Annotated in this window: 16 protein-coding genes; 11 read left to right on the plus strand and 5 right to left on the minus strand. The window is 72.2% G+C overall.

Annotated features, from left to right (window positions below; translation table 11 throughout):
- Positions 1-436: 436 nt before the first annotated feature.
- The 6 genes from QFZ75_RS01135 (at position 437) to QFZ75_RS01160 (ending at position 8,979) form a co-directional block, all read left to right on the plus strand.
- Positions 437-1,729 carry an ABC transporter substrate-binding protein gene (locus tag QFZ75_RS01135; protein WP_307533351.1) on the plus strand — a complete coding sequence of 431 codons (1,293 nt, stop codon included), beginning with the start codon at positions 437-439 and terminating at the stop codon, positions 1,727-1,729.
- Between the two features lie 76 nt (positions 1,730-1,805).
- On the plus strand, positions 1,806-2,744 hold the full coding sequence (locus QFZ75_RS01140) for a carbohydrate ABC transporter permease (protein WP_307533352.1): 939 nt from the start codon (positions 1,806-1,808) through the stop codon (positions 2,742-2,744).
- Positions 2,745-2,759: 15 nt separating this feature from the next.
- The gene (locus QFZ75_RS01145) at positions 2,760-3,587 is read left to right on the plus strand and encodes a carbohydrate ABC transporter permease (protein WP_307533353.1); all 828 of its coding nucleotides are present in this window, start codon (positions 2,760-2,762) and stop codon (positions 3,585-3,587) included.
- Positions 3,584-4,648 carry a LacI family DNA-binding transcriptional regulator gene (locus QFZ75_RS01150; RefSeq protein ID WP_307533354.1) on the plus strand — a complete coding sequence of 355 codons (1,065 nt, stop codon included), beginning with the start codon at positions 3,584-3,586 and terminating at the stop codon, positions 4,646-4,648. Before QFZ75_RS01145 ends, QFZ75_RS01150 begins: the two co-directional genes overlap by 4 nt.
- 102 nt (positions 4,649-4,750) lie before the next feature.
- A complete protein-coding gene (locus tag QFZ75_RS01155) occupies positions 4,751-6,685 on the plus strand; it encodes a cellulase family glycosylhydrolase (protein ID WP_307533355.1) in 1,935 nt (644 codons plus the stop codon).
- Complete coding sequence (locus QFZ75_RS01160; protein WP_307533356.1) at positions 6,682-8,979, plus strand: glycoside hydrolase family 3 N-terminal domain-containing protein; 2,298 nt, start codon at positions 6,682-6,684, stop codon at positions 8,977-8,979. Before QFZ75_RS01155 ends, QFZ75_RS01160 begins: the two co-directional genes overlap by 4 nt.
- A 22-nt stretch (positions 8,980-9,001) precedes the next feature.
- On the opposite strand, the gene QFZ75_RS01165 is transcribed toward QFZ75_RS01160, so the two are convergent.
- From QFZ75_RS01165 to QFZ75_RS01175, 3 genes are all read right to left on the minus strand, one after another.
- Positions 9,002-9,811: a DUF4097 family beta strand repeat-containing protein gene (locus tag QFZ75_RS01165; protein ID WP_307533357.1), complete on the minus strand. Its 810-nt coding sequence runs from the start codon at positions 9,809-9,811 to the stop codon at positions 9,002-9,004.
- A 67-nt stretch (positions 9,812-9,878) separates the two neighbouring features.
- A complete protein-coding gene (locus tag QFZ75_RS01170; protein WP_307533358.1) occupies positions 9,879-11,030 on the minus strand; it encodes an NAD(P)/FAD-dependent oxidoreductase in 1,152 nt (383 codons plus the stop codon).
- Positions 11,031-11,203: 173 nt separating this feature from the next.
- Complete coding sequence (locus QFZ75_RS01175; protein WP_307533359.1) at positions 11,204-11,896, minus strand: TetR/AcrR family transcriptional regulator; 693 nt, start codon at positions 11,894-11,896, stop codon at positions 11,204-11,206.
- Between the two features lie 275 nt (positions 11,897-12,171).
- Between QFZ75_RS01175 and QFZ75_RS01180 the strand changes: the two genes are divergently transcribed.
- From QFZ75_RS01180 to QFZ75_RS01195, 4 genes are all read left to right on the plus strand, one after another.
- Positions 12,172-12,975 carry an alpha/beta fold hydrolase gene (locus tag QFZ75_RS01180; RefSeq protein WP_307544162.1) on the plus strand — a complete coding sequence of 268 codons (804 nt, stop codon included), beginning with the start codon at positions 12,172-12,174 and terminating at the stop codon, positions 12,973-12,975.
- Positions 12,975-14,339, plus strand: a complete 1,365-nt coding sequence (locus QFZ75_RS01185) for a PP2C family protein-serine/threonine phosphatase (RefSeq protein ID WP_373465792.1) — start codon at positions 12,975-12,977, stop codon at positions 14,337-14,339. The genes QFZ75_RS01180 and QFZ75_RS01185 overlap by 1 nt, the downstream gene beginning before the upstream one ends.
- Entirely contained in the window at positions 14,336-14,674 is a 339-nt protein-coding gene (locus QFZ75_RS01190) for an STAS domain-containing protein (RefSeq protein ID WP_307533360.1), read from the plus strand. Before QFZ75_RS01185 ends, QFZ75_RS01190 begins: the two co-directional genes overlap by 4 nt.
- A 255-nt stretch (positions 14,675-14,929) precedes the next feature.
- On the plus strand, positions 14,930-15,334 hold the full coding sequence (locus QFZ75_RS01195) for an STAS domain-containing protein (RefSeq protein ID WP_307533361.1): 405 nt from the start codon (positions 14,930-14,932) through the stop codon (positions 15,332-15,334).
- A 15-nt stretch (positions 15,335-15,349) separates the two neighbouring features.
- On the opposite strand, the gene QFZ75_RS01200 is transcribed toward QFZ75_RS01195, so the two are convergent.
- On the minus strand, positions 15,350-16,558 hold the full coding sequence (locus QFZ75_RS01200; RefSeq protein WP_307533362.1) for a PP2C family protein-serine/threonine phosphatase: 1,209 nt from the start codon (positions 16,556-16,558) through the stop codon (positions 15,350-15,352).
- A complete protein-coding gene (locus QFZ75_RS01205; RefSeq protein WP_307533363.1) occupies positions 16,555-18,162 on the minus strand; it encodes an ATP-binding protein in 1,608 nt (535 codons plus the stop codon). The genes QFZ75_RS01200 and QFZ75_RS01205 overlap by 4 nt, the downstream gene beginning before the upstream one ends.
- Positions 18,163-18,269: 107 nt before the next feature.
- Between QFZ75_RS01205 and QFZ75_RS01210 the strand changes: the two genes are divergently transcribed.
- Positions 18,270-19,037 (plus strand): response regulator, encoded by a 768-nt coding sequence (locus tag QFZ75_RS01210; protein ID WP_307533364.1) that lies wholly within the window; start codon positions 18,270-18,272, stop codon positions 19,035-19,037.
- The last annotated feature ends 88 nt before the right edge of the window (positions 19,038-19,125 follow it).

Consider the following 19,125-nt stretch of genomic DNA (forward strand, 5'->3'; position numbering starts at 1 on the left):
CGCCGCCACAGCCGATCTCGACCTGTCCGCTCTCCCCGACCACGTTGCCAGCGCCGGGGCCAGGAGCGGCGACCGCCTGGTGGCCGCTCCTGGCACACCCAGGGGTCCCCGTACCCGACCTCCACCCGGACCGAGTGGGGCTTCGTGTCGGCGGCTCCCCAGAGGGTGAGAGCGGCCTGCTGCCGCTGGTGCGGCTGGACTGCCGGATCCCGACGGCGACCGACGGCACGGCCGGCCGGACGGCCGGACGGACCAGGAGAAAGCACCGCTGAGGTAAGGCCCCGGAGCCCTTCCGGGACCCTTCGGAGCCGCCCAGGATCTTCGACCGGTCCCTTCCGGGTCTTGACCGCACGCGGAACCCCTCCTAAAGTCCTCGCACTTCCGCAGGTACATCGATTAACCACTCGTTAACCGCCATGGTTGGAGACACCCCGCTGTGCGCCCACCGCTGACTCGGCGCGGCTTCCTCGCCGCCGGTTCCGGCCTCACCGCCGCGACCGCCCTGCCCGCTCTGTCCGGCTGCTCCGCGCTGGCCGCGGCGGACTCCGATCCCGACACACTCGTGGTGCACAGCCAGCTGGGCACCACCGCACCCGGGTCGCCCACCTATCTGGCCTCCCTGGACCGCTTCCGCAAGGAGAACCCGGGGCTCAAGGTCAGGAACCTCGTCAACGGCGACGACCTCGCCCAGGTCTACGAGACCTCCCGGCTGGCCCGCAAGGAGCCGGACGTCGTCATGGTCAACCTCTACGACAAGACCCTGGCCTGGACCGATGTCGGCGCCACGGTCGACGTGCAGGGGTACATGGACGACTGGGGGCTGCGCGAGCGCGTCCTGCCGGTGGCCCTGGACGCCTGGACCGACGACAGGAAGAGGCTGCGGGCCTTCCCCTACTTCGCCACCAACTGGCCGGTCGCCTACAACCGCTCGCTCCTCGACAGGGCGGGCGTGGACGAGATCCCGGTCACCGGGGACCAGCTGATCGCCGCGGCCCGCAGACTGCGGGCCAAGGGCATCGGCCCCGTCACCACCGGCGGCAACGACTGGACCGGGCAGAAACTCCTGGCCCAGATCATCCAGACCTTCCTCACCGAGGACGAGGCGCGGCACGTCTACTCCACCGGCGACTTCAGCGGGAGCAGGGGCGCGAAGGAGGGCATCGAGTACTTCGTGGCGCTGCGTGACGCCGGGGTGTTCGTCGACAAGGCGCAGGGTCTGACCTCGGACCTGATGACCACGCAGTACAACACCGGGTCCGCCGCCATCCAGTCGGCGATGTCGTCGGCGCTCGCGAAGGTGCCCGGGCCGGTCGCACGCCACACGGACGTGGGCGGCTGGCCGCTCGCCCCGGGCGCCGCCCACGACCGCCCGACGATCCTGCGGACGTACACCCTGATCGGTTTCTGGATCAGTCCGAACGGCACGAAGAAGATCGACACCGTCGAGAAGTTCCTGCGGTTCATGTACCGCCCGGACACCGTGTCCCGGTTCATCCGGGAGAGCGGCCGCGACATGGCGCTGCGCTCCGACACGGTCAGTACGGACTTCCCGCTGGTCGCGGCCGCCCAGCGGCTGGGGGACGACGTGAGCCAGGTCCTGCTGCCCGACGTGTACGTGCCGCCCGCGGCGACCCAGCCGCTCATCACCGCGACCAGTACCTCCTTCACCCGCGGCACCGGCGCGGCGAAGGTGCGGGCCGCGCTCGAAGCCGCGTACCGCTCCGCGTGAAACCCCAGGCCCCGCCCCCGCACCTGTCGCCGCCCCCTCCCCCGCGTCCCGCGCCCCAGTCCATCGGAGTCACCGCATGACGACGTTGACGCCCACACCGGGCGACACCACGGTCCGCCGCCCCGGCCCGCCGTCCGCCACCGCCGGCCGGCGCCCGCCCCGGCAGGGCGGCACCGTCCTCGCCGTGCCGGCCCTGATCTGGTACCTGGTCTTCATGGTCGGGCCGCTGGTCGCGATCTTCGTGGTCGCCGTCCTGCACTGGCCGGGCATGCTGCAGCCGGTGTCGTTCGCCGGCCTCGGCAACGTGCGTACGGTCATGGACGACCCGGTCTTCTGGGACGCGGTGCGCAACACCGCCGTCCAGCTCGCCGTCGCCCTGCCGGTCATGATCGTGTGCGCCTACATGCTGGGCTACTACGTGGCGCAGAAGCCGCCGGGGCACCGGGTGATCCGCTACCTGCTCTTCATCCCGGGGCTCATCTCGACCCCGGCGAAGGCCATGGTCTTCTACGCCGCCCTGTCCCCGGACGGCCTCGCCAACGGCGCCCTGGAGTCCGTCGGCCTCGGCTCGCTCACCGACGCCTGGCTCGCCTCGCCGTCCACCGCCCTGGCCTGTCTGATCGCGCTCGACGTGTGGGCCGGGATCGGCTTCACCGCCGTGCTGTTCGCGGCCCGGCTCGGCAGTGTGCCCGAGGAACTCGGCGAGGCCGCGCAGCTCGACGGCGCCGGGCACTGGCGCACGATGTGGCTCGTCCACTTCCCCGTCATCCGCGACTACGTCGGCGTCGTGACGATGCTCCAGTTCCTGTGGACGCTCTTCGGGTCCGCCCAGCACGTCCTGCTGCTCACCCAGGGCGGACCGGGCAGTTCGTCCACCACCCTGTCGTTCCTCGTCTACCAGAAGGCGTTCATCGCGGCCGACCTGGGCTACAGCCAGACCGTCGGCGTCGTCCTCTTCCTCGCCGGGCTCGCCGGACTGCTCACCATCCGCCGCGCATTCCGCCAGAACTACTGATCGGAGCCGCTCACCATGAAGCTCGGCAAGCGCTGGCTGCCCGCGCACGTCCTGGTGTGGTCCTACGCGGTCCTGCTGATCGTGCCGCTGTACTACTTCCTCGCCTCGGCCTTCAAGACGAACGACGAGATCTTCGCGCACCCCTTCGCCCTGCCCACCTCGTTCGGGTTCGGCAATTTCCGCACCGCCTTCGACAGCGCCGACCTCGGGCTCGCCGTCGTGAACTCGACGCTGGTGACGGTCCTCGCGCTCGTGCTGACCCTGGGGCTCGCGCTGCCCGCGGCGTTCGCCCTCGCCCGGTCCACCGGCCGGCTCGCGTCGGCCGTGGAGAAGGTCTTCTCGCTCGGCTTCCTCGTCCCCACCTTCGCGGCGCTCTTCCCGACGTTCCTGCTGGCCGCGGCGACCGGGCTGTTCCACACCCGTACGTTCATGGTGCTGTTCCTGCCCGCGACCGCGATGCCGCTGTCCGTGGTGATCCTGATGCAGTTCATGCGGACCATCCCGAAGGAGATGGAGGAGGCCGCCCGGATGGACGGCGCCTCCACGTTCGCGGTCCTGCGGCACGTCTACGTCCCGATGTGCATGCCCGGCATCGCGACCGTCCTGCTGCTGAACTTCCTCACCTTCTGGAACGAGTACCTGTACTCGCTGGTGATCATCGGGCCCGACCCGGCGCAGCGCACGGTCCAGGTCGCCCTGCCCACCCTGAAGTCGATCACCGGCACCGACTACGGTGTCCTGACCGCCGGCACGGTCCTCACGCTCGTACCGGTGTGGGTCGTCTACACGCTGCTGCAGAAGCGCATGCAGCAGGCGCTCGTCAGCGGGGCGGTGAAGATGTGAGCACGCCGACCGACGGGCCCGGCGCCCCGGGGAGGCCCGGCAGCAGGCGTCCCACCATCAAGGCCGTCGCGGCGGCCGCCGGTGTGTCGACCGCGGCCGTGTCCCAGGCCTTCAACGACAAGGGCCGGCTGTCCTCGGCGACCCGCCGCCGCATCCTCGACACCGCGCTGGAACTGGGCTGGTCGCCGAGCGCGCCGGCCGCCGCGCTGCGCAGCGCCCGCACCCGTACGCTCGCCCTGGTCGTGCGGCGCCCCACCGACGTCCTGGGCGCGGACCCGCACTTCAGCGAGCTGATCACCGGTATAGAGGGCGAACTCGCCCCGCGGGGTTACGGGTTGCTGCTGCACCTGGTCGCGGGGGCGCAGGAGGAGAACGTCCTGTACGAGCGGCTCGCCGCCGAGGGCAGGGTGGACGGCGCGGTGCTCACCGACGCGCGCGCCGACGACCCCCGGCCCGCGCTGCTGACCCGGCTCGGCCTGCCCGCGGTGCTGCTCGGCGCCCCCGACCGTGCGGCGGCCGTGCCGAGGGTCGGCCTGGGGCAGCAGGGGGCCGGCGTCGAGGAGGTCGTCGCCCACCTGCTTCGGCTCGGCCACCGGCGCATCGCCTACGTGGCGGGTCCCGAGGAGCTGCAGCACACCCGGCTGCGGCTCGGTGCCTTCGACTCGGCCCTGCGTGCCGCGGGCGTACGGCCGGTCGCCGTGCTGCACACCGACTTCTCGCAGGTGTCGGCGGTCGCCGCGACCGACGCGCTGCTGGCCACCGCCGACCGCCCCACGGCCGTCGTCTACGCCAACGACTCCATGGCGGTGTGCGGCATGGGAGCCGCGCAGCGCGCCGGCCTGCGCGTCCCGCGCGACCTCTCGGTCGTCGGCTACGACGATCTGCCCCTGGGTCGCTGGCTCCACCCGCGGCTGACCACCGTCGACCAGCAGGTGCAACGCGTCGGCGCCGCCGCCGCGCGGGTCCTGCTCGCCCGCTGCGGCGAGGACGTCGAGGCCGAACGGCTCGACGACCGGCCCCGTCTGGTCGTCCGCGAGTCCACGGGCCCCGTGCCCCGCTGACCGCTCCCCCGTCCCCGCTCCCGCCCCGTCGCCGACCCGCGTTCGTACCCGTACCCGTACTCGCACCCGCGCCCGTAGAACCCGATCGATCCGAGAAGGACCATGCGACGCCACAGCGCCCACCTGACCCACGACTCCGCCGTACTGCCCTGGCTCGGCGCCAACTTCTGGTCCCGCACCGGCGGTCCCCTGATGTGGCGCGACTACGACCCGAAGACGGTCCGCGAGGAACTCGGGGTGCTGCGCGAGCACGGCCTGACCATGACGCGCTCCTTCTTCTACTGGCCCGACTTCCACCCCGAGCCGCACCGCGTCGACGAGGTCCTGTGCGAACGCTTCGCGGACTTCCTGGACGCGCACACCGAGGCGGGCATGGGCACCGTGCCGACCTTCATCGTCGGCCACATGTCCGGCGAGAACTGGGACCCCGTCTGGCGCGGCGGACGGGACCTGTACGAGGACGTGTGGATGGTCGGCCGCCAGGCGTGGTTCGCCTCGCAGATGACCCGCCGCTTCAAGGACCACCCCGCGGTCACCGGCTGGCTCGTCACCAACGAGATGCCGGGCTACGGCCGTGTCTACCAGGAGAACCCGCCCTCGTCCGACGTCGTCACGGCCTGGGCGCAGGCCATGTGCAACGCCGTACGGGCGGCGGGCGGCACCCAGCCCGTCTCCCTCGGGGACGGCGCCTGGGGCATCGAGGTGACCGGCCGCGACAACGGCTTCTCGCTGCGCGACACCGCCGAGTACGTCGACTTCGTCGGCCCGCACGTCTACCGCTCGGACACCGACCGGCCCCGCCAGCACCACCGGGCCGCCTTCGAGTGCGAGCTGGCATCGGTGACGGAACAGCCCGTCGTACTGGAGGAGTTCGGGCTCTCCACCGACACCGTGTCCGCCGAGAACGCCGGGATCTACTACCGCCAGACCCTGCACAACAGCCTGCTCGGCGGTGCCACGGGCTGGATCGCCTGGAACAACACCGACTACGACGGCCTGTGGGACCGCTCGCCGTACGACCACCACCCCTTCGAGATGCACTTCGGCATCACGGACAGCGAGGGCGCGCCGAAGGCTCCGCTGCTCGAACTCGCCGCGTTCGCCGACGTGTTGGAAGCGGTGGACTTCGCCCGCTGCAGGCGGGCCGACACCGACGCCGCCCTGGTCGTGCCCTCGTTCCTGGAGCGCGGATACCCGTACAGCAGGCCCGCCGACCGGCCGCTGATCTTCACCTCGCTGCACCAGGCGTACGTCGCCGCGCGCGCCGCCGACCTGCCGGCCGGACTGGTCCGCGAGGCCGACGGCCTGCCCGGCCGTGCCAAGCTCTACCTGCTGCCCGCCACCCGGCAGCTGACCACCCGTACCCGGCGTGAACTGGCCCGCCGGGCGCAGGAGGGGGCGACGGTCTACCTGTCGTTCTGCTCCGGTGAGCACCCCGGCACGCGCGGGCCGTGGTTCGACGACCTCGACGGACTCTTCGGGGTCGAACTGCAACTGTCGTACGGGGTCGCCGAGCCGGTGACCGACGACGTGCTGGAGATGACGTTCACGCAGGACTTCGGGCCGCTCACGGCGGGCGAGACCCTCACCTTCCCGGTGGCGGGCAACGAGGACAGCCGCGCCTATCTGCCGGTCGTCCCGCGCGACGCCCGGGTGGTCGCCGTGGACGGGCACGGCCGGCCGGCCCTGCTGGTGCGCGAGACGGGACGGGGGCGGACCGTCCTCGCGACCTACCCGCTGGAGCACATGGCCGCCCGCACCGCGCACGTCAACCCCGAGCAGACCCACCGTCTGTACGCGGCGCTCGCGGACGTCGCCGGCGCCGTCCGCCCGGTCACCGTGGACAGCCCGTACGTGGGCGCCGACCTGCTCGTGCACGAGGACGGGCGGCGCTTCGTGTGGCTGGTCAGCCAGTGCGCCGAGGAGCTGACCGTACGCCCGCGGGCGGCCGGCACCCTGCACGACATGTCCACCGGTGAGCAGGTCACCGACGTACGGCTCGCCCCGTACGGGGTCGTCGTCCTGGAGCTGACATGACCCGGCCCCTCTACCGGGACCCGGACGCGCCGGCCGGGGCCCGGGTGCGCGACCTGCTGGGCCGCATGACCCTGCGGGAGAAGGTCGGCCAGGTCAACCAGCGCCTGTACGGCTGGGACGCGTACGAGCGGACGCCCGAGGGGCATGACGGGCGGACGCCGTCCGGTGGGCACCGGCTCACCGAGGCCTTCCGTGCCGAGGTCGCCGCCCATGACGGCATGGGCGCCCTCTACGGGCTCCAGCGCGCCGACCCCTGGTCCGGCGTGGGTTTCGCGGACGGCATCACGGCGGCCGACGGCGCCCGGGTCTCGGACGACGTGCAGCGGTACGTCGTGGAGAACACCCGCCTGGGGGTGCCGGTGCTGTTCGTGGAGGAGGTGCCGCACGGCCACCAGGCCCTGGACGGCACCGTCCTGCCGGTGAACCTCGCCGTGGGCGCCACCTGGGACCCCGGCCTGTACGAGGCCGCCGCCGAGGCGGCGGGCGCCGAACTGCGGTCGCGTGGGGGCCATGTGGCGCTCGTGTCGGCCCTCGACCTGGTGCGCGACCCGCGCTGGGGCCGCGCCGAGGAGTGCTTCGGCGAGGATCCGTACCTGGCGGCCCGGTTCACCGAGGCGCTGGTGCGCGGTATGCGCAGGGCGGACACCGCGGTCGTCCTCAAGCACTTCGCCGGGCAGGGGGCGACGGTCGGCGGACGCAACAGCGCGGCCACCGAACTCGGGCCGCGGGAACTGCACGAGATCCACCTCGCGGCGGCGCGCGCGGGCGTCCGGGCCGGCGCGGCCGGCGTGATGGCCGCGTACAACGAACTGGACGGCCTGCCCTGTGTCGCCGACCGGTCCCTGCTGACCGGGCTCCTGCGCGAGCGGTGGGGTCACGACGGGATCGTCATGGCGGACGGCGGCGCCGTCGACCGCCTGGTCCGCCTCACCGGCGACCCGGTGGCCGCGGGCGCCACGGCCCTGGCGGCGGGCTGCGACCTGAGCCTGTGGGACGCCTCCTACGCCCGGCTGGCCGAGGCCGTCACCCGTGGACTCGTTCCCGAGGCGACGCTCGACACCGCGGTCGCCCGGGTCCTCACGCTCAAGTTCCGCCTCGGCCTCTTCGAGCAGCCGTACGCGTCCGGGCGCCCCGTCCACGAACCGCCCTTCCCGGTGAGGGACCTGAGCGAGCGGATCGCCAGGGCCTGTGTCGTCCTGCTCGAACACGACGGACGGACCCTGCCGTTGACGCCTTCCACCCGGCGGATCGCCGTACTGGGGCCCAACGCCGACTCCGTACCGCACCAGATCGGCGACTACACCGCGCCCCAGCGGCCCGGGACCGGCGTCACCGTCCTCGCGGGCATCCGCGCGGCCGCGCCCGAGGGCGTCGAGGTCACCCATGCCGCCGGGTGCGCGCCGACCGGCGACGATCTCTCCGGCATCCCCGAAGCGGTCGCCCTGGCCGCCGGGGCGCAGGTGGCCGTGCTGGTGCTGGGCGGTTCCAGCGCTCGTGACGGCTCCACGGCGTTCGACGACAACGGCGCGGCGCGGGTCGGTTCGGCCACGCCGAGCGGCATGACCTGCGGCGAGGGCGTCGATCTGGCCGAACTGACGCTGCCGACCGGTCAGTTGCGGCTGATCGAGGCGGTGGCCGCTACCGGCACACCGGTCGTCGTGGTCCTGGTCCAGGGGCGCCCGCACGCCCTGCCGGACCTCTCCGGTACGGCGGGGGCCGTGCTGAGCGCGTGGTACCCGGGGCCGTGGGGCGGCCGGGCGGTCGCCGACGTCCTCTTCGGCCGGGCCGAACCGCGGGGGCGCCTGCCCGTCTCGGTCCCGCGCTCGGCGGCGCACCTGCCCGTCTTCTACAACGGCAAGGACCACGGCTACCGGGGTTATGTGGACCAACCGGCGTCCGCCCGCCACCCGTTCGGCCACGGGCTGTCGTACACGACCGTGGCCTACGGCCCACCGCGGCTGTCGCGTACGTCCGTGTCCGCGCAGGCACCCACCCTGACCTGTACGGTCTCCGTCACTAACACGGGAGAGCGGCCGGTGTCCGAGACCGTGCAGTTGTACGTGCGGCGGTTGTCGGGCGGTTCGTCGTGGCCCAGGACGCGGGAACTGCGCGGGTTCACGTGTGTTCCGCTGCGGCCGGGTGAGACCGCCGAGGCCGTGTTCGGCATCGACGCGGACACGCTCGCCTCGGTGACGCGCGACCTCACCTCGGGCGTGGAGGCGGGCGAGATCCTGCTGGAGACCGGACCGTCGTCGGACAGGACGAGTGCGGCGCCCCTGACGGTCGGGCCGTGAACCCGCCGGGAGCGGTACGTGCCTACTCCACCCCGGCCGTGACGTCACCGTTGACGGTGGTGAGCGTCATGCTGCGGTCGTCCTTTCCGCCGGTGGGGACGGTGACCGTCGGGCGGCCGTTGTCGGTGGTCGCCGCGATCCGGTAGGCGGGCGCGTCGTGCGGCACGGTGACCCGGACCGAGCCGTTGGTGGAGACGGCGCCGACGCCGTCCGGCGGGGTGGCACAGCCGAGCGTCACATCGCCGTTCACCGTCTCGGCGTGCAGTTCGCCCGCGCGCAGGGTGCCCGCGCGCACGGATCCGTTGCGGGTCTCCAGCCGGACGGCCGCGTCCTTTCGGCCCGACCTGGTCACGGTCACGTCGCCGTTGACGGTCGTGAGGTCGAGTGCCGCAAAGACCCCGGCCACGTCGATGCCCGCGTTGCGCGCGGAGACCGTGACGGACGTGCCGTCCGGTACGTCGACCTCGGGCATACGGGAACACTCCCGGCCCTCTTCGTCGCCGCTCCCGTCCTCGGCATCGTCCCCGGCGCCGTTCCCGTCCCGCGTCGGGCACGACAGGTCGAGGACCCAGGTGCCGTCCCGGTGTGACCACGCGTGCCGGACATGTCCCCCGACACCGACCCGGTCACCGTCGGCCGGCCGCAGCCGTACCCCGTTGTCGGTGCTGATCACGAGGTCGGCGCCGCGGGGCACGACCGGCCGCGCCCCGGCCGCCCATGAGCCGTCGTCGCCGTCGCTCCCGCCGGAGCCCCCACCGCACGCAGCAACCAGAGGGGCCACCGCCAGCAGGGCAACCAGGCGCCGTGCGCGCGTCGTTGTCGTTGCGTCCATGCCCGTCGGCTTCCCCGTGGCGGCCCGTCCATGACTCCCGGGGCCCCTCCGGGAACTCGGCACCCCCCTATGCGGCGCCGGATCCGCCGGGTCCGGCGGTGAAGAACTCGACCATGCGCTCCAGCCCGTGCTCGCCGAACATGGTCTCCAGATGGGCGGCGGATTCGGCGGCGGACGCCGTGCCGCGCGGGAACAGGGCCTCTTCGTACGCGGCCAGCGCCGCCTCGATGTCGCCGGGGTGGGCGGCGATCGCCAGACCGAGCTCGGCCCCGTCGAGCATGGCCAGGTTGGCGCCCTCGCCGGCGAAGGGTGACATCAGGTGCGCCGCGTCGCCCAGCAGCGTCACCCCCGGGACGCGGGGCCAGCGGTGTCCGACCGGCAGGGCGTGGATCAGACGCGGTACCAGCTCACCGTCGGCGTCGGCCACGAGTCCGCGCAGGCCCTCGTCCCAGCCTTCGAAGCGGCCGAGGACGGTGGCCTTGGCCTTGGCGGTGTCGCCGAAGTCGACGGTGTCCAGCCAGCCCTCGTCGGCCCTGAGCGCCGTGTAGACGTGCAGGCTGCCGTCGCTCTCCCGGTGCGCGAGGAAGGCCTGCGGGCCGCCGAGGCAGAAGAGGGAGCCGCGGCCGACGACCGCGGCGCTGCGGGGGTGTCGGACATCCGCTTCCTGCAGGTCGGTCTCGACGAAGGAGATGCCGGTGTAGGCGGGCTCGGCGTCGGAGACCAGCGGCCGCACCCGCGACCAGGCCCCGTCGGCGCCGATGAGGAGGTCGGTGGTGACGGTCGAGTCGTCGGCGAAGGTCACCTCGTGGCGTCCGCCGTCCAGCGTGCGGGTGCCGGTGACCTTCCTGCCCCAGCGGACGGTGCCGTCGGGAAGCGAACCGAGCAGGAGCGCGCGGAGGTCTCCCCGGTCCACCTCCGGGCGGCCGTGGCCGGCGCCGCCGTTCTCCTCCACGTGGACGGTGCCGTCCGGGCCGAGCAGGCGCATGGCCTCACCGCCCTCGTGGATGATCCCGCGGAAGCCCTCGAAGAGGCCGGCGGCACGCAGCGCCTCCTGCCCGCTCTCCTCGTGGATGTCGAGCATGCCGCCCTGGGTGCGGGCCTGTGCCGAGGCCTCCAGGTCGAAGACGGCCGCCTCGATGCCGTTGACGTGCAGGACGCGGGCGGCGGTGAGGCCGCCGAGCCCTGCGCCGATGATCGCGACGGGGACATGGGTGTTCATGGGTGCCTCCTGAAGTGCGTGCCTGCGGTGCCTCTGCGACACCCTCACCGTAACGAACATGTTCGTCACGAACAAGTTCGCCCGAGGGTGGCGCGACGCACGGACCGGAGCGGAACGGCGTTCGCGGGATCCGGCGTCGCTCGAGAAGGCCCGAGGAGGATCGAGGAGGGAGGTCAGCCGTCGGCGCGGAGAACGGGGGTGCTCGTGATGCCGTTGATCAGTACCTCGAAACCCCAGCTCATCCGCCCGTCCGCGCCACTGATGAGGGCAGGCATATGGGCCTTGATCGCGGGGTACCTGGACCCGTCCACGGCGTGCAGGGCCCGGGTGAGCGTGTCCCAGTCGTCCTGGGCCGCGGGATCCTGGTCCCGGGTGGACTGCTCGGCGGCGGTGGCGGTGGCCATCTGCAGCAGCCGGTCGACCCCCCAGGCCGCCTGCCCGACATCGGCCCCGCCGCGCGCCAGCAGGTCCAGGACGCGGTCCACCAGCCGGAAGTAGTGCGCACCGCTGGGGCGCGCCACCAGGGCCGACCGCGCGAGCTGCGGGTGCTGGAACAGCACGAGGGTGTACGACGTCAGCACGGCCAGCAGTTGCTCACGCCAGCCGTCCCCGCTCCCCTCCTCCGCGAGGTCGACCTCGCCCAGCAGCGCGTCGAGCACCGCCGCGTGCAGCTCCGCGGTGTTGGCCACGTAGACGTAGAGCGAGGCGGGGCCGGTGTCCAGCTCCTTCGCGAGCCGGCGCATGGTGACCTTCTCCAGCCCCTCGGCACGCATGATCCGTACGGCGGTGTCCACGATCCACTGCCGGGACAGCGCGGGCTTGGCGGGACGCTGCCGACGGCTCGCCGGCTCTCTTCTCTCAGTCACCCGCCGATCGTAACGAACGCGTTCGCGTGGGCCGGTTCGTCGGTCACGAAGCACCGCTGCAGCGGGCGCGCCGCGGTGAAACGGGCGAGGAAGCGCGGCCTTCGCCCCGCGCCGTACGGCTCATTCGGGTCACCGACCCCCGGGTCACCTGCGAGAGGGCGGTGGCGCCCTGATGTTTGTGCGGCAAGTGAAGGGTAGGTGTGAAGGATTGGCCGATGCGCAGCCGCAGCGGACGGACGACGAATTGACGAACGGGGTCTGGAAGAGTGACGACCATGGATGTCGAGCGCAGGAACAACGTCACCGTCACAGGTGACCCGTCGGGACCGACGGTGGTACTGGCGCACGGCTTCGGCTGCGACCAGAACATGTGGCGGCTGACGGTGCCCGCTCTGGCGGACGACTACCGGGTGGTGCTCTTCGACTACGTGGGTTCGGGCCGCTCGGACCTGTCGGCGTTCTCGCAGGACCGTTACTCCACCCTGGACGGTTACGCCCGGGACGTGGTGGAGGTGTGCGAGGCGCTCGACCTGCGCGACGCGATCTTCGTGGGGCACTCGGTCAGCGCGATGATCGGCGTCCTGGCCGCGGCCCTCGTCCCGGAGCGCATCGGGGCCCTGGTGATGGTCGGGCCGTCTCCCCGGTACATCGACGAGGACGGCTACCGGGGCGGGTTCAGCGAGCAGGACATCGACGAGCTGCTGGCGTCCCTGGATTCGAACTACCTGGGCTGGTCGGCCGCGATGGCACCGGTGATCATGGGCAATCCGGACCGGCCCGAGCTGGGCGAGGAGCTGACGAACAGCTTCTGCGCCACCGACCCGGAGATGGCACGCGTCTTCGCCCGGACCACGTTCACCTCGGATTCGCGGGACCAGCTGAAGGACGTACAGGTGCCGACCCTGGTCCTGGAGTGCACCCAGGACGCCATCGCCCCGCGCGAGGTCGGTGCCTTCGTCCACCGTGCGGTCCCCGGGTCGACGCTGGTCACGCTCGACGCCACCGGCCACTGCCCGCACCTGTCGGCGCCGGACGCCACCAACGCGGCGATCACCGGCTTCCTGGCGGGCCTACGGTGATGTGCCCTCCCGGGCAGCAGCCCGACCCGCACAACGCCGACACCGACGTGGGCATGGACATGGGCATGGACATGGGCATGGACATGGACGCCGGGAGAACATCGGACGCGGCGTTCGCGGCGCTGCTGGAGGGCAGCGCCGAGGAACTCTACGAGAGCGCGCCCTGCGGCTATCTGTCCACGCTCATGGACGGCACCATCGCCAAGATCAACCGCACCCTCCTGGGCTGGCTCGGCCTGGAGCGGGAGTCGGTGGTGGGCCGGATGCGGTTCACCGACCTGCTGACGGTGGGCGGCAGGCTGTACCACGAGACGCACTTCGCACCGCTGCTGCGGATGCAGGGCCGGATCCAGGGCATCGCCCTCGACATCAAGCAGGCCGACGGCGGCCGGCTGCCCGTACTGGTCAGCTCCGCCGTCAAGCACGGCAGCACCGGCGAGCCCCTGCTGATCCGCACCACGGTCTTCGATGCCCGGGACCGCCGCGCCTACGAGGAGGAGCTCCTGCGGGCCCGCAAGGCGGCCGAGGAAGCCCGCAGGGCGTCCGACGAGGCACGCAGACAGGCGGAGGCAGACCGCGCCCGGCTGCAGGACGCCCTGGCCGTGCTGCAGGAGTCGCTGCTGCCCGCCACCCTGCCGCCGGTGCCCGGGGTGGAGACAGCCGTCCACTACCGCGCCGCTTCCCCCGACCGGCTCGGCGGCGACTTCTACGACCTCTTCCCCGTCGACGGCACGCGCTTCGCCTTCTTCCTCGGAGACGTGTGCGGCAAGGGTCCGCAGGCCGCCGCCCTCACCTCGCTGACCCGCTACACCCTGCGCACCGCAGCCCTGCACGACGCCGACCCCGTCTCCGCACTGACGACCCTCAACAAGGTGCTGCACGAGCGCTACACGGGCAGCGATCCGCGCTACTGCACCGTCATCTTCGGCATCCTGGAGCCCGACCCCGTGACCGGCCGGGTCACCGTCCGCCTCGCCTCGGGCGGCCATCCGCCGGCGCTCGTCCTGCGGGCCGACGGCACGAGCGACTTCCTGCGGACCCGCGGCGGCCTAATAGTCGGTGTGCTGCCCGAGGCGCCCTTCGTCACAGCCGTCACCACGCTCGCTCCCGGCGACACCGTCCTGCTCTACACCGACGGCCTCACCGAAGCACGTACCGGTGAGGACCGCACCACCCTCTACGGAGACGAGGCCTTGCGTACCTTCACGACCGGTTACGCCGGACAGCCCCCGCATGCCGTCGTCCAGGCCCTGACCGGCCTGCTGGACGGCTTCGGTGACGGTCTCGACGACGACACCGCCCTGCTCGCCCTCGGCGTCCCAGCCCACCCCGGCGCCGCCTCCACGACGGCGGTCGCCGGATGAGCCCGCTGACCGTCACCGTCCGGGAGGCCGCCACCGGCCCGGTGCTGGAGGTCGCGGGCGAGCTCGACTACGACACCGCGGGCGAGCTGCGCGAACGGCTCGCCGCGCTCACCCTCCGGCCGGGCCGGCGCCTCGTCCTGGACCTGACGGCCATGGAGTTCTGCGACTCCAGCGGTATCGCCGCGCTGATCGCGGCCCGCAACGCCGCGCTCGCCGCCGACGCCGACATCGCGCTCGCCGGTGTCCCGGACAACACCCTGCGCGTTCTCCGCGTCGTCGGCCTCGACCAGATCTTCTCCGTGCACCCCGACAGCAGGACCGCCACCCAGGCCTGAGGGGCGGCGGGGAGCCGGCGCGGCCGGCGCCGTGCGTACCAATATCGAGGCGATCCGCCGTTCGCAATCGGTTTGGTGGTTACTCACTCGTTCGGATGACATCCCGAATGGATGCATCGTTTCTGCGCATCCGTCGCGCCCTAGCGTGCAACTGCGGCGACCTTGCCCCTGTCAGCCGGCAGCAACCGATCGGTCGCCTCCGTACCGCTGTGACGAAGCGGAGGAGACCCGGATGACGTCCATGGTGAGGCCCTCATGTCGTTGCTCAACTCCGCTTCCCTTTCCGCTTCCCTTCCGGTCACGCACCTGCCCGGCGCCCACGCGCGACGCTTCCGACGCGGCGAGACCACCGTGGTGGAGCTGCACGGGGAGATCGACCTCTGCACCGCTGCCGCGCTCAGCGCCGAACTCGACACCGCGACCGAGCCGTACGCACCCCACGTCCTCATCGACCTGCGGCCCGTGACCTTCATCGACTCCAGCGGACTGGACCTGCTGCACCGCGCTCACTGCCGTGCCCGTTCCCGCGACGGCTGGGTCCGCCTGGTCGTCGACAAGCCGCGCGTCCGCCAGCTGGTGCGCCTGGCCGCACCCGGCCTGCTCCCCCTCTGCGCCACCCCCGACGACACCCCCGCGACCGGCCGTGCGGGCCGCGGGTAGCGCCGCACCGAGTTCTCAGCCGAGGCGGGCGGGCAGACCGCTCCAGTCGAGGCGGAGCACGGCCAGGTCGTCGGTGTGCCGGCCGGCGTTCAGCGCGTGGGTCTCCTTTATGAGCAGGTCGACATGGGCGGCCGGGTCCGCCGTCGGCAGCTTCACGATCAACGCGAGCAGCCCCTCGACACCGAGCCGGTCGCTGTCCGTCCCGTTGTGCCCTTCGGTGAGGCCGTCGGTGTAGAGCGTCAGGGCTCCGGCGGGCGGCAGCGGGATGACCGTGGAGGGCCAGCTGCGGACCTCGGGAACGATCCCCAGGGCGATGCCGTGCGCGGCGGTCAGTTCCCAGGTCCCCTCGGCCGTGGTGAGGAGGGGTTCGTGGTGGCCGGCCAGATGGAGGGTGGCGGTGCCTGCGCGCTGGTCGAGGGTGAGGAGGGAGCAGGTGGCGAACAGTTGCTGGCTGCCGCGTTCGGCGACCAGGATGCGTTCCATCAGGTGCAGCAGGTCGTCCCCGCGGTGTCCGCCGAGCACGAGGGAACGCCAGGCGATCCGCAGGCAGACTCCGAGCGCGGCGGCGTCGGGTCCGTGGCCGCTGACGTCGCCCACCACCGCGTGCAGCAGCCCGTCGTCCCCCTCCACCACGTCGAGGAAGTCCCCGCCGAGCAGAGCCATCTCGGCGCCGGGCAGGTAGCGGGAGGTCACGCGCACCGTGGACGTGTCGAGGATCGGCTGAGGCAGCAGCCCGCGTTCCAGGCGGGCGTTCTCCTCCGCCCGCAGCCGAATGGCCTGGGCCTCGGCGCTCGCGCGTTCGGTCTGGCTGCGGTAGACGGCGTACCGCAGCGTCCGCTGCAGCAGGTCGGCCTCGACCTTCCCCTTGACGAGGTAGTCCTGGGCGCCCGCGGCCATGGCGTCGGTGCCCGCCCGGTCCTCGGACAGCCCGGTCAGGACGATCACCGCGATGTGCGGAGCCAGCTGCCGGACGGCGGTCACCGCGTCGATGCCCGACACGTCGGGCAGGTGCAGGTCGAGGAGCACGCAGTCGAGCGGGCTCCCGGCCAGTTCGGCGCGCGCCTCGGCCAGCGTGGTCCGGGTCGTGAGCGTGAACCGCAGTCCCGTGTCGTGGAGGAGCTCCTCCACCAGCAGGGCGTCGCCCAGGTCGTCCTCGATCAGGAGGATGCGGTACGTGGGATCGCCGGAGACCGCTTCCGGAACACCCGTCATGGCTGTCGTCATCGTGCCGGCTCCGCGTCGGCGCGGGTGGCCTCGGGCAGGGGGGAGGCGCCGGCCACCTCCGGCGGCCGGGGTGCGAGGGTGAAGGTGATGCGTGCGCCGTCACGGTACTCGGGGTCGACGCCGATGGTGCCGCCGTGGAATTCGACGATCTTCTTGCACATGGCGAGGCCGATGCCGCTCCCGGCGTAGGCGTCCTTGGTGTGCAGCCGCTGGAAGATGACGAAGATCTTGTCGGCGTACTCCGGCGCGATGCCGATGCCGTTGTCGGTGACGGTGAACCGCCACAGCTCGCCCTCCCGGGCCGCCGTGATGTGGACCTTCGGCGCCTCGTCCGGGCGGCGGAACTTGACGGCGTTGCCGATCAGGTTCTGCCAGAGCATGCCCAGCTGGGTGGGGTCCGCGACCAGGGTCGGCAGCGGATCGTGCGTGATCGTCGCGCCGGCCTCCTCGATGCCGACACTCAGCGAGGACAGGGTCCCTTCCAGCACCTTGTCCAGGTCGACGCTCTGGTGGGCGTTGTGCACCCGTCCGACCCGGGAGAAGTCGAGCAGGTCGTTGATGAGGACCTGCATGCGGTTCGCCCCGTCGACCGCGAAGTCGATGTACTGGTCGGCCCGGCTGTCGAGCTGTCCTCCGTAGCGCCGCTGGAGGAGCTGGGTGAAACTGGACACCTTGCGCAGCGGTTCCTGCAGGTCGTGGGAGGCCACGTACGCGAACTGCTCCAGCTCGGCGTTGGAACGCTGCAGGTCGGCGGCCTGCGCGTCCAGCCGTAGCCTCGTCTCCTCACTGCTGGCCAGCTCCCGCACGAGACGGCGGCGCATGAAGTCGATCTCGCCGCTGAGGCGCCGCAGGTCCGCGGGGCCGGTCGGGGTGATGGGGTGGTCGAAGTCACCGCCGGAGATGGCCCGGGCGTCCGCGCCGAGCTGCTCCAGCGGCCGGTTGATGCCGCGGCGCAGTCCCTCGAAGACCAGCGCCGTCAGGACGACGATGAGTACGGCGATGGCGCTGAACACCCAGTTGCGCACGGCCATCGTGGTCATCAGGTCGTCCCTCGCCCGCGCGCGGTCCGCGCGCAGGGTCTCCTGCTGGTGGCTCAGGGCGGCGCGTACGTCGTCGAAGGCCGCCTTGCCCTCCGTGGCCCGTTCGGTGGCCAGCGGCGAGGGCGAGCCGGGCGGCTGGGCGGCCACGGGCTCGGCGATCAGCTCCTGCCACTTCCGCACGGCGTCCTGGACGGCCTTCAGGTCCTCGAGCCCCACGCCGTCGTCCTCGAGCAGTTCGGTGAGCTGCGCGGTGTACGTCTTCTGCTCGGTGACCCCCTGCCGGTAGGGCGTGAGGAAGTCCTTCGTACCGGTGAGCCCGAAGCCGCGGATGCCGGTCTCCTGGTCGAGCACGGCCGTCTCCAGGCGGATCGCGACAGTCAGCGCGGGAGAGCGTACGTCCACGAGGTCCCTGCTGATCGTCCCGGTCCGGCTCAGGACATACGCGCCGGCCGTCCCGAGCAGGGCCAGGACCACCAAGGACGCGGCCACCCCGACGCGAAGCCACCGCCTGGTCGTCCACGTGGACAGCCCTCGCGTACGCGATCGCCGCTCATCGCCGCTCATTCTGTGGGCTCCTCGCTGTGCCAGTGCCGTGAAAGTTTCGGCAGCACACTTTAAGGGGCGACAACCCTTGTTGTCGCGCGGCTGCTCAGGGACCTAAAGTGCCGGGTATGCCAGGCAAGGACTTCGTACCGCGGATCACTCCGCAGGAGACGGCCACCATCGCTGACGCGGCGGTCGGCCGGCTCGCGCAGCGCCTTGCCCACCGGCTGCTGGAAGCCCCGTCACCCCCGCCGGACGACCCCGCACAAGCTCTGGCCCTGCTCCACGTACTGGACCATCTGAAGCAGGCCACCGAACGGCTGCAGCAGGAAGCGGCCGTGGCGGCCGCCCGCGCGGGTGCCGGCTACCCGCAGATCGGCGCCGCCTGCGGCATGACCCGGCAGGGCGCCCGGCGGCGCTGGCCGGGGCTCTTCAACCACTCCACCGAGAAACCCACGGAGCACCCGACAATGACCAGCCCCATCCGTCCCTTCGACGTCCTGCTCGTCGAAGACGACATCGCCGACGCCATGCTCATCGAGGAAGCCCTCTCCGAGCGCGGTGCCCGCAACCTGGTCCAGGTCACCGACGGCGTCGCCGCGCTGGAACACCTGCGGACCCCGGGCACCCCGCGGCCCGACCTGATCGTCCTCGACCTGAACATGCCCCGGATGAACGGCCGTGACCTGCTCAAGGTGCTGAAGGGCGACGACGACCTCCAGACGATCCCCGTGGTCGTCCTCACCACGTCCACCGCTCCGGACGACGTCACGGGCGCGTACAGCAGTCACGCCAACGCCTACGTGACCAAGCCCGTCAACCTCGAGGAGTTCGAGCGGGCCGTCCAGAGCATCGACGCCTTCTACCTCGACACCGCCACCCGCCCCCGCCCCTGAGCACGCCGGCGGGGCGGCGCCGGTGCGCGCCGCCCCGCCGCCGGACCGGCCGTGGTGAGCGGTCCGTGCGCCGACGCAGAACCACGGC

Source organism: Streptomyces sp. V3I8 (assembly GCF_030817535.1).
Taxonomy (GTDB): Bacteria; Actinomycetota; Actinomycetes; order Streptomycetales; family Streptomycetaceae; genus Streptomyces.

What these genes read in the sequence shown, in the direction of transcription:
- QFZ75_RS01140 (WP_307533352.1), top strand. Translation starts at nt 1,806, where the DNA reads ATGACGACGTTGACGCCCACACCGGGCGACACCACGGTCCGCCGCCCC.
- QFZ75_RS01160 (WP_307533356.1), top strand. Translation starts at nt 6,682, where the DNA reads ATGACCCGGCCCCTCTACCGGGACCCGGACGCGCCGGCCGGGGCCCGG.
- QFZ75_RS01145 (WP_307533353.1), top strand. Translation starts at nt 2,760, where the DNA reads ATGAAGCTCGGCAAGCGCTGGCTGCCCGCGCACGTCCTGGTGTGGTCC.
- QFZ75_RS01210 (WP_307533364.1), top strand. Translation starts at nt 18,270, where the DNA reads ATGCCAGGCAAGGACTTCGTACCGCGGATCACTCCGCAGGAGACGGCC.
- QFZ75_RS01205 (WP_307533363.1), bottom strand. Translation starts at nt 18,162, where the DNA reads ATGAGCGGCGATGAGCGGCGATCGCGTACGCGAGGGCTGTCCACGTGG.
- QFZ75_RS01155 (WP_307533355.1), top strand. Translation starts at nt 4,751, where the DNA reads ATGCGACGCCACAGCGCCCACCTGACCCACGACTCCGCCGTACTGCCC.
- QFZ75_RS01185 (WP_373465792.1), top strand. Translation starts at nt 12,975, where the DNA reads ATGTGCCCTCCCGGGCAGCAGCCCGACCCGCACAACGCCGACACCGAC.
- QFZ75_RS01180 (WP_307544162.1), top strand. Translation starts at nt 12,172, where the DNA reads ATGGATGTCGAGCGCAGGAACAACGTCACCGTCACAGGTGACCCGTCG.
- QFZ75_RS01170 (WP_307533358.1), bottom strand. Translation starts at nt 11,030, where the DNA reads ATGAACACCCATGTCCCCGTCGCGATCATCGGCGCAGGGCTCGGCGGC.
- QFZ75_RS01190 (WP_307533360.1), top strand. Translation starts at nt 14,336, where the DNA reads ATGAGCCCGCTGACCGTCACCGTCCGGGAGGCCGCCACCGGCCCGGTG.
- QFZ75_RS01200 (WP_307533362.1), bottom strand. Translation starts at nt 16,558, where the DNA reads ATGACGACAGCCATGACGGGTGTTCCGGAAGCGGTCTCCGGCGATCCC.
- QFZ75_RS01165 (WP_307533357.1), bottom strand. Translation starts at nt 9,811, where the DNA reads ATGGACGCAACGACAACGACGCGCGCACGGCGCCTGGTTGCCCTGCTG.
- QFZ75_RS01195 (WP_307533361.1), top strand. Translation starts at nt 14,930, where the DNA reads ATGTCGTTGCTCAACTCCGCTTCCCTTTCCGCTTCCCTTCCGGTCACG.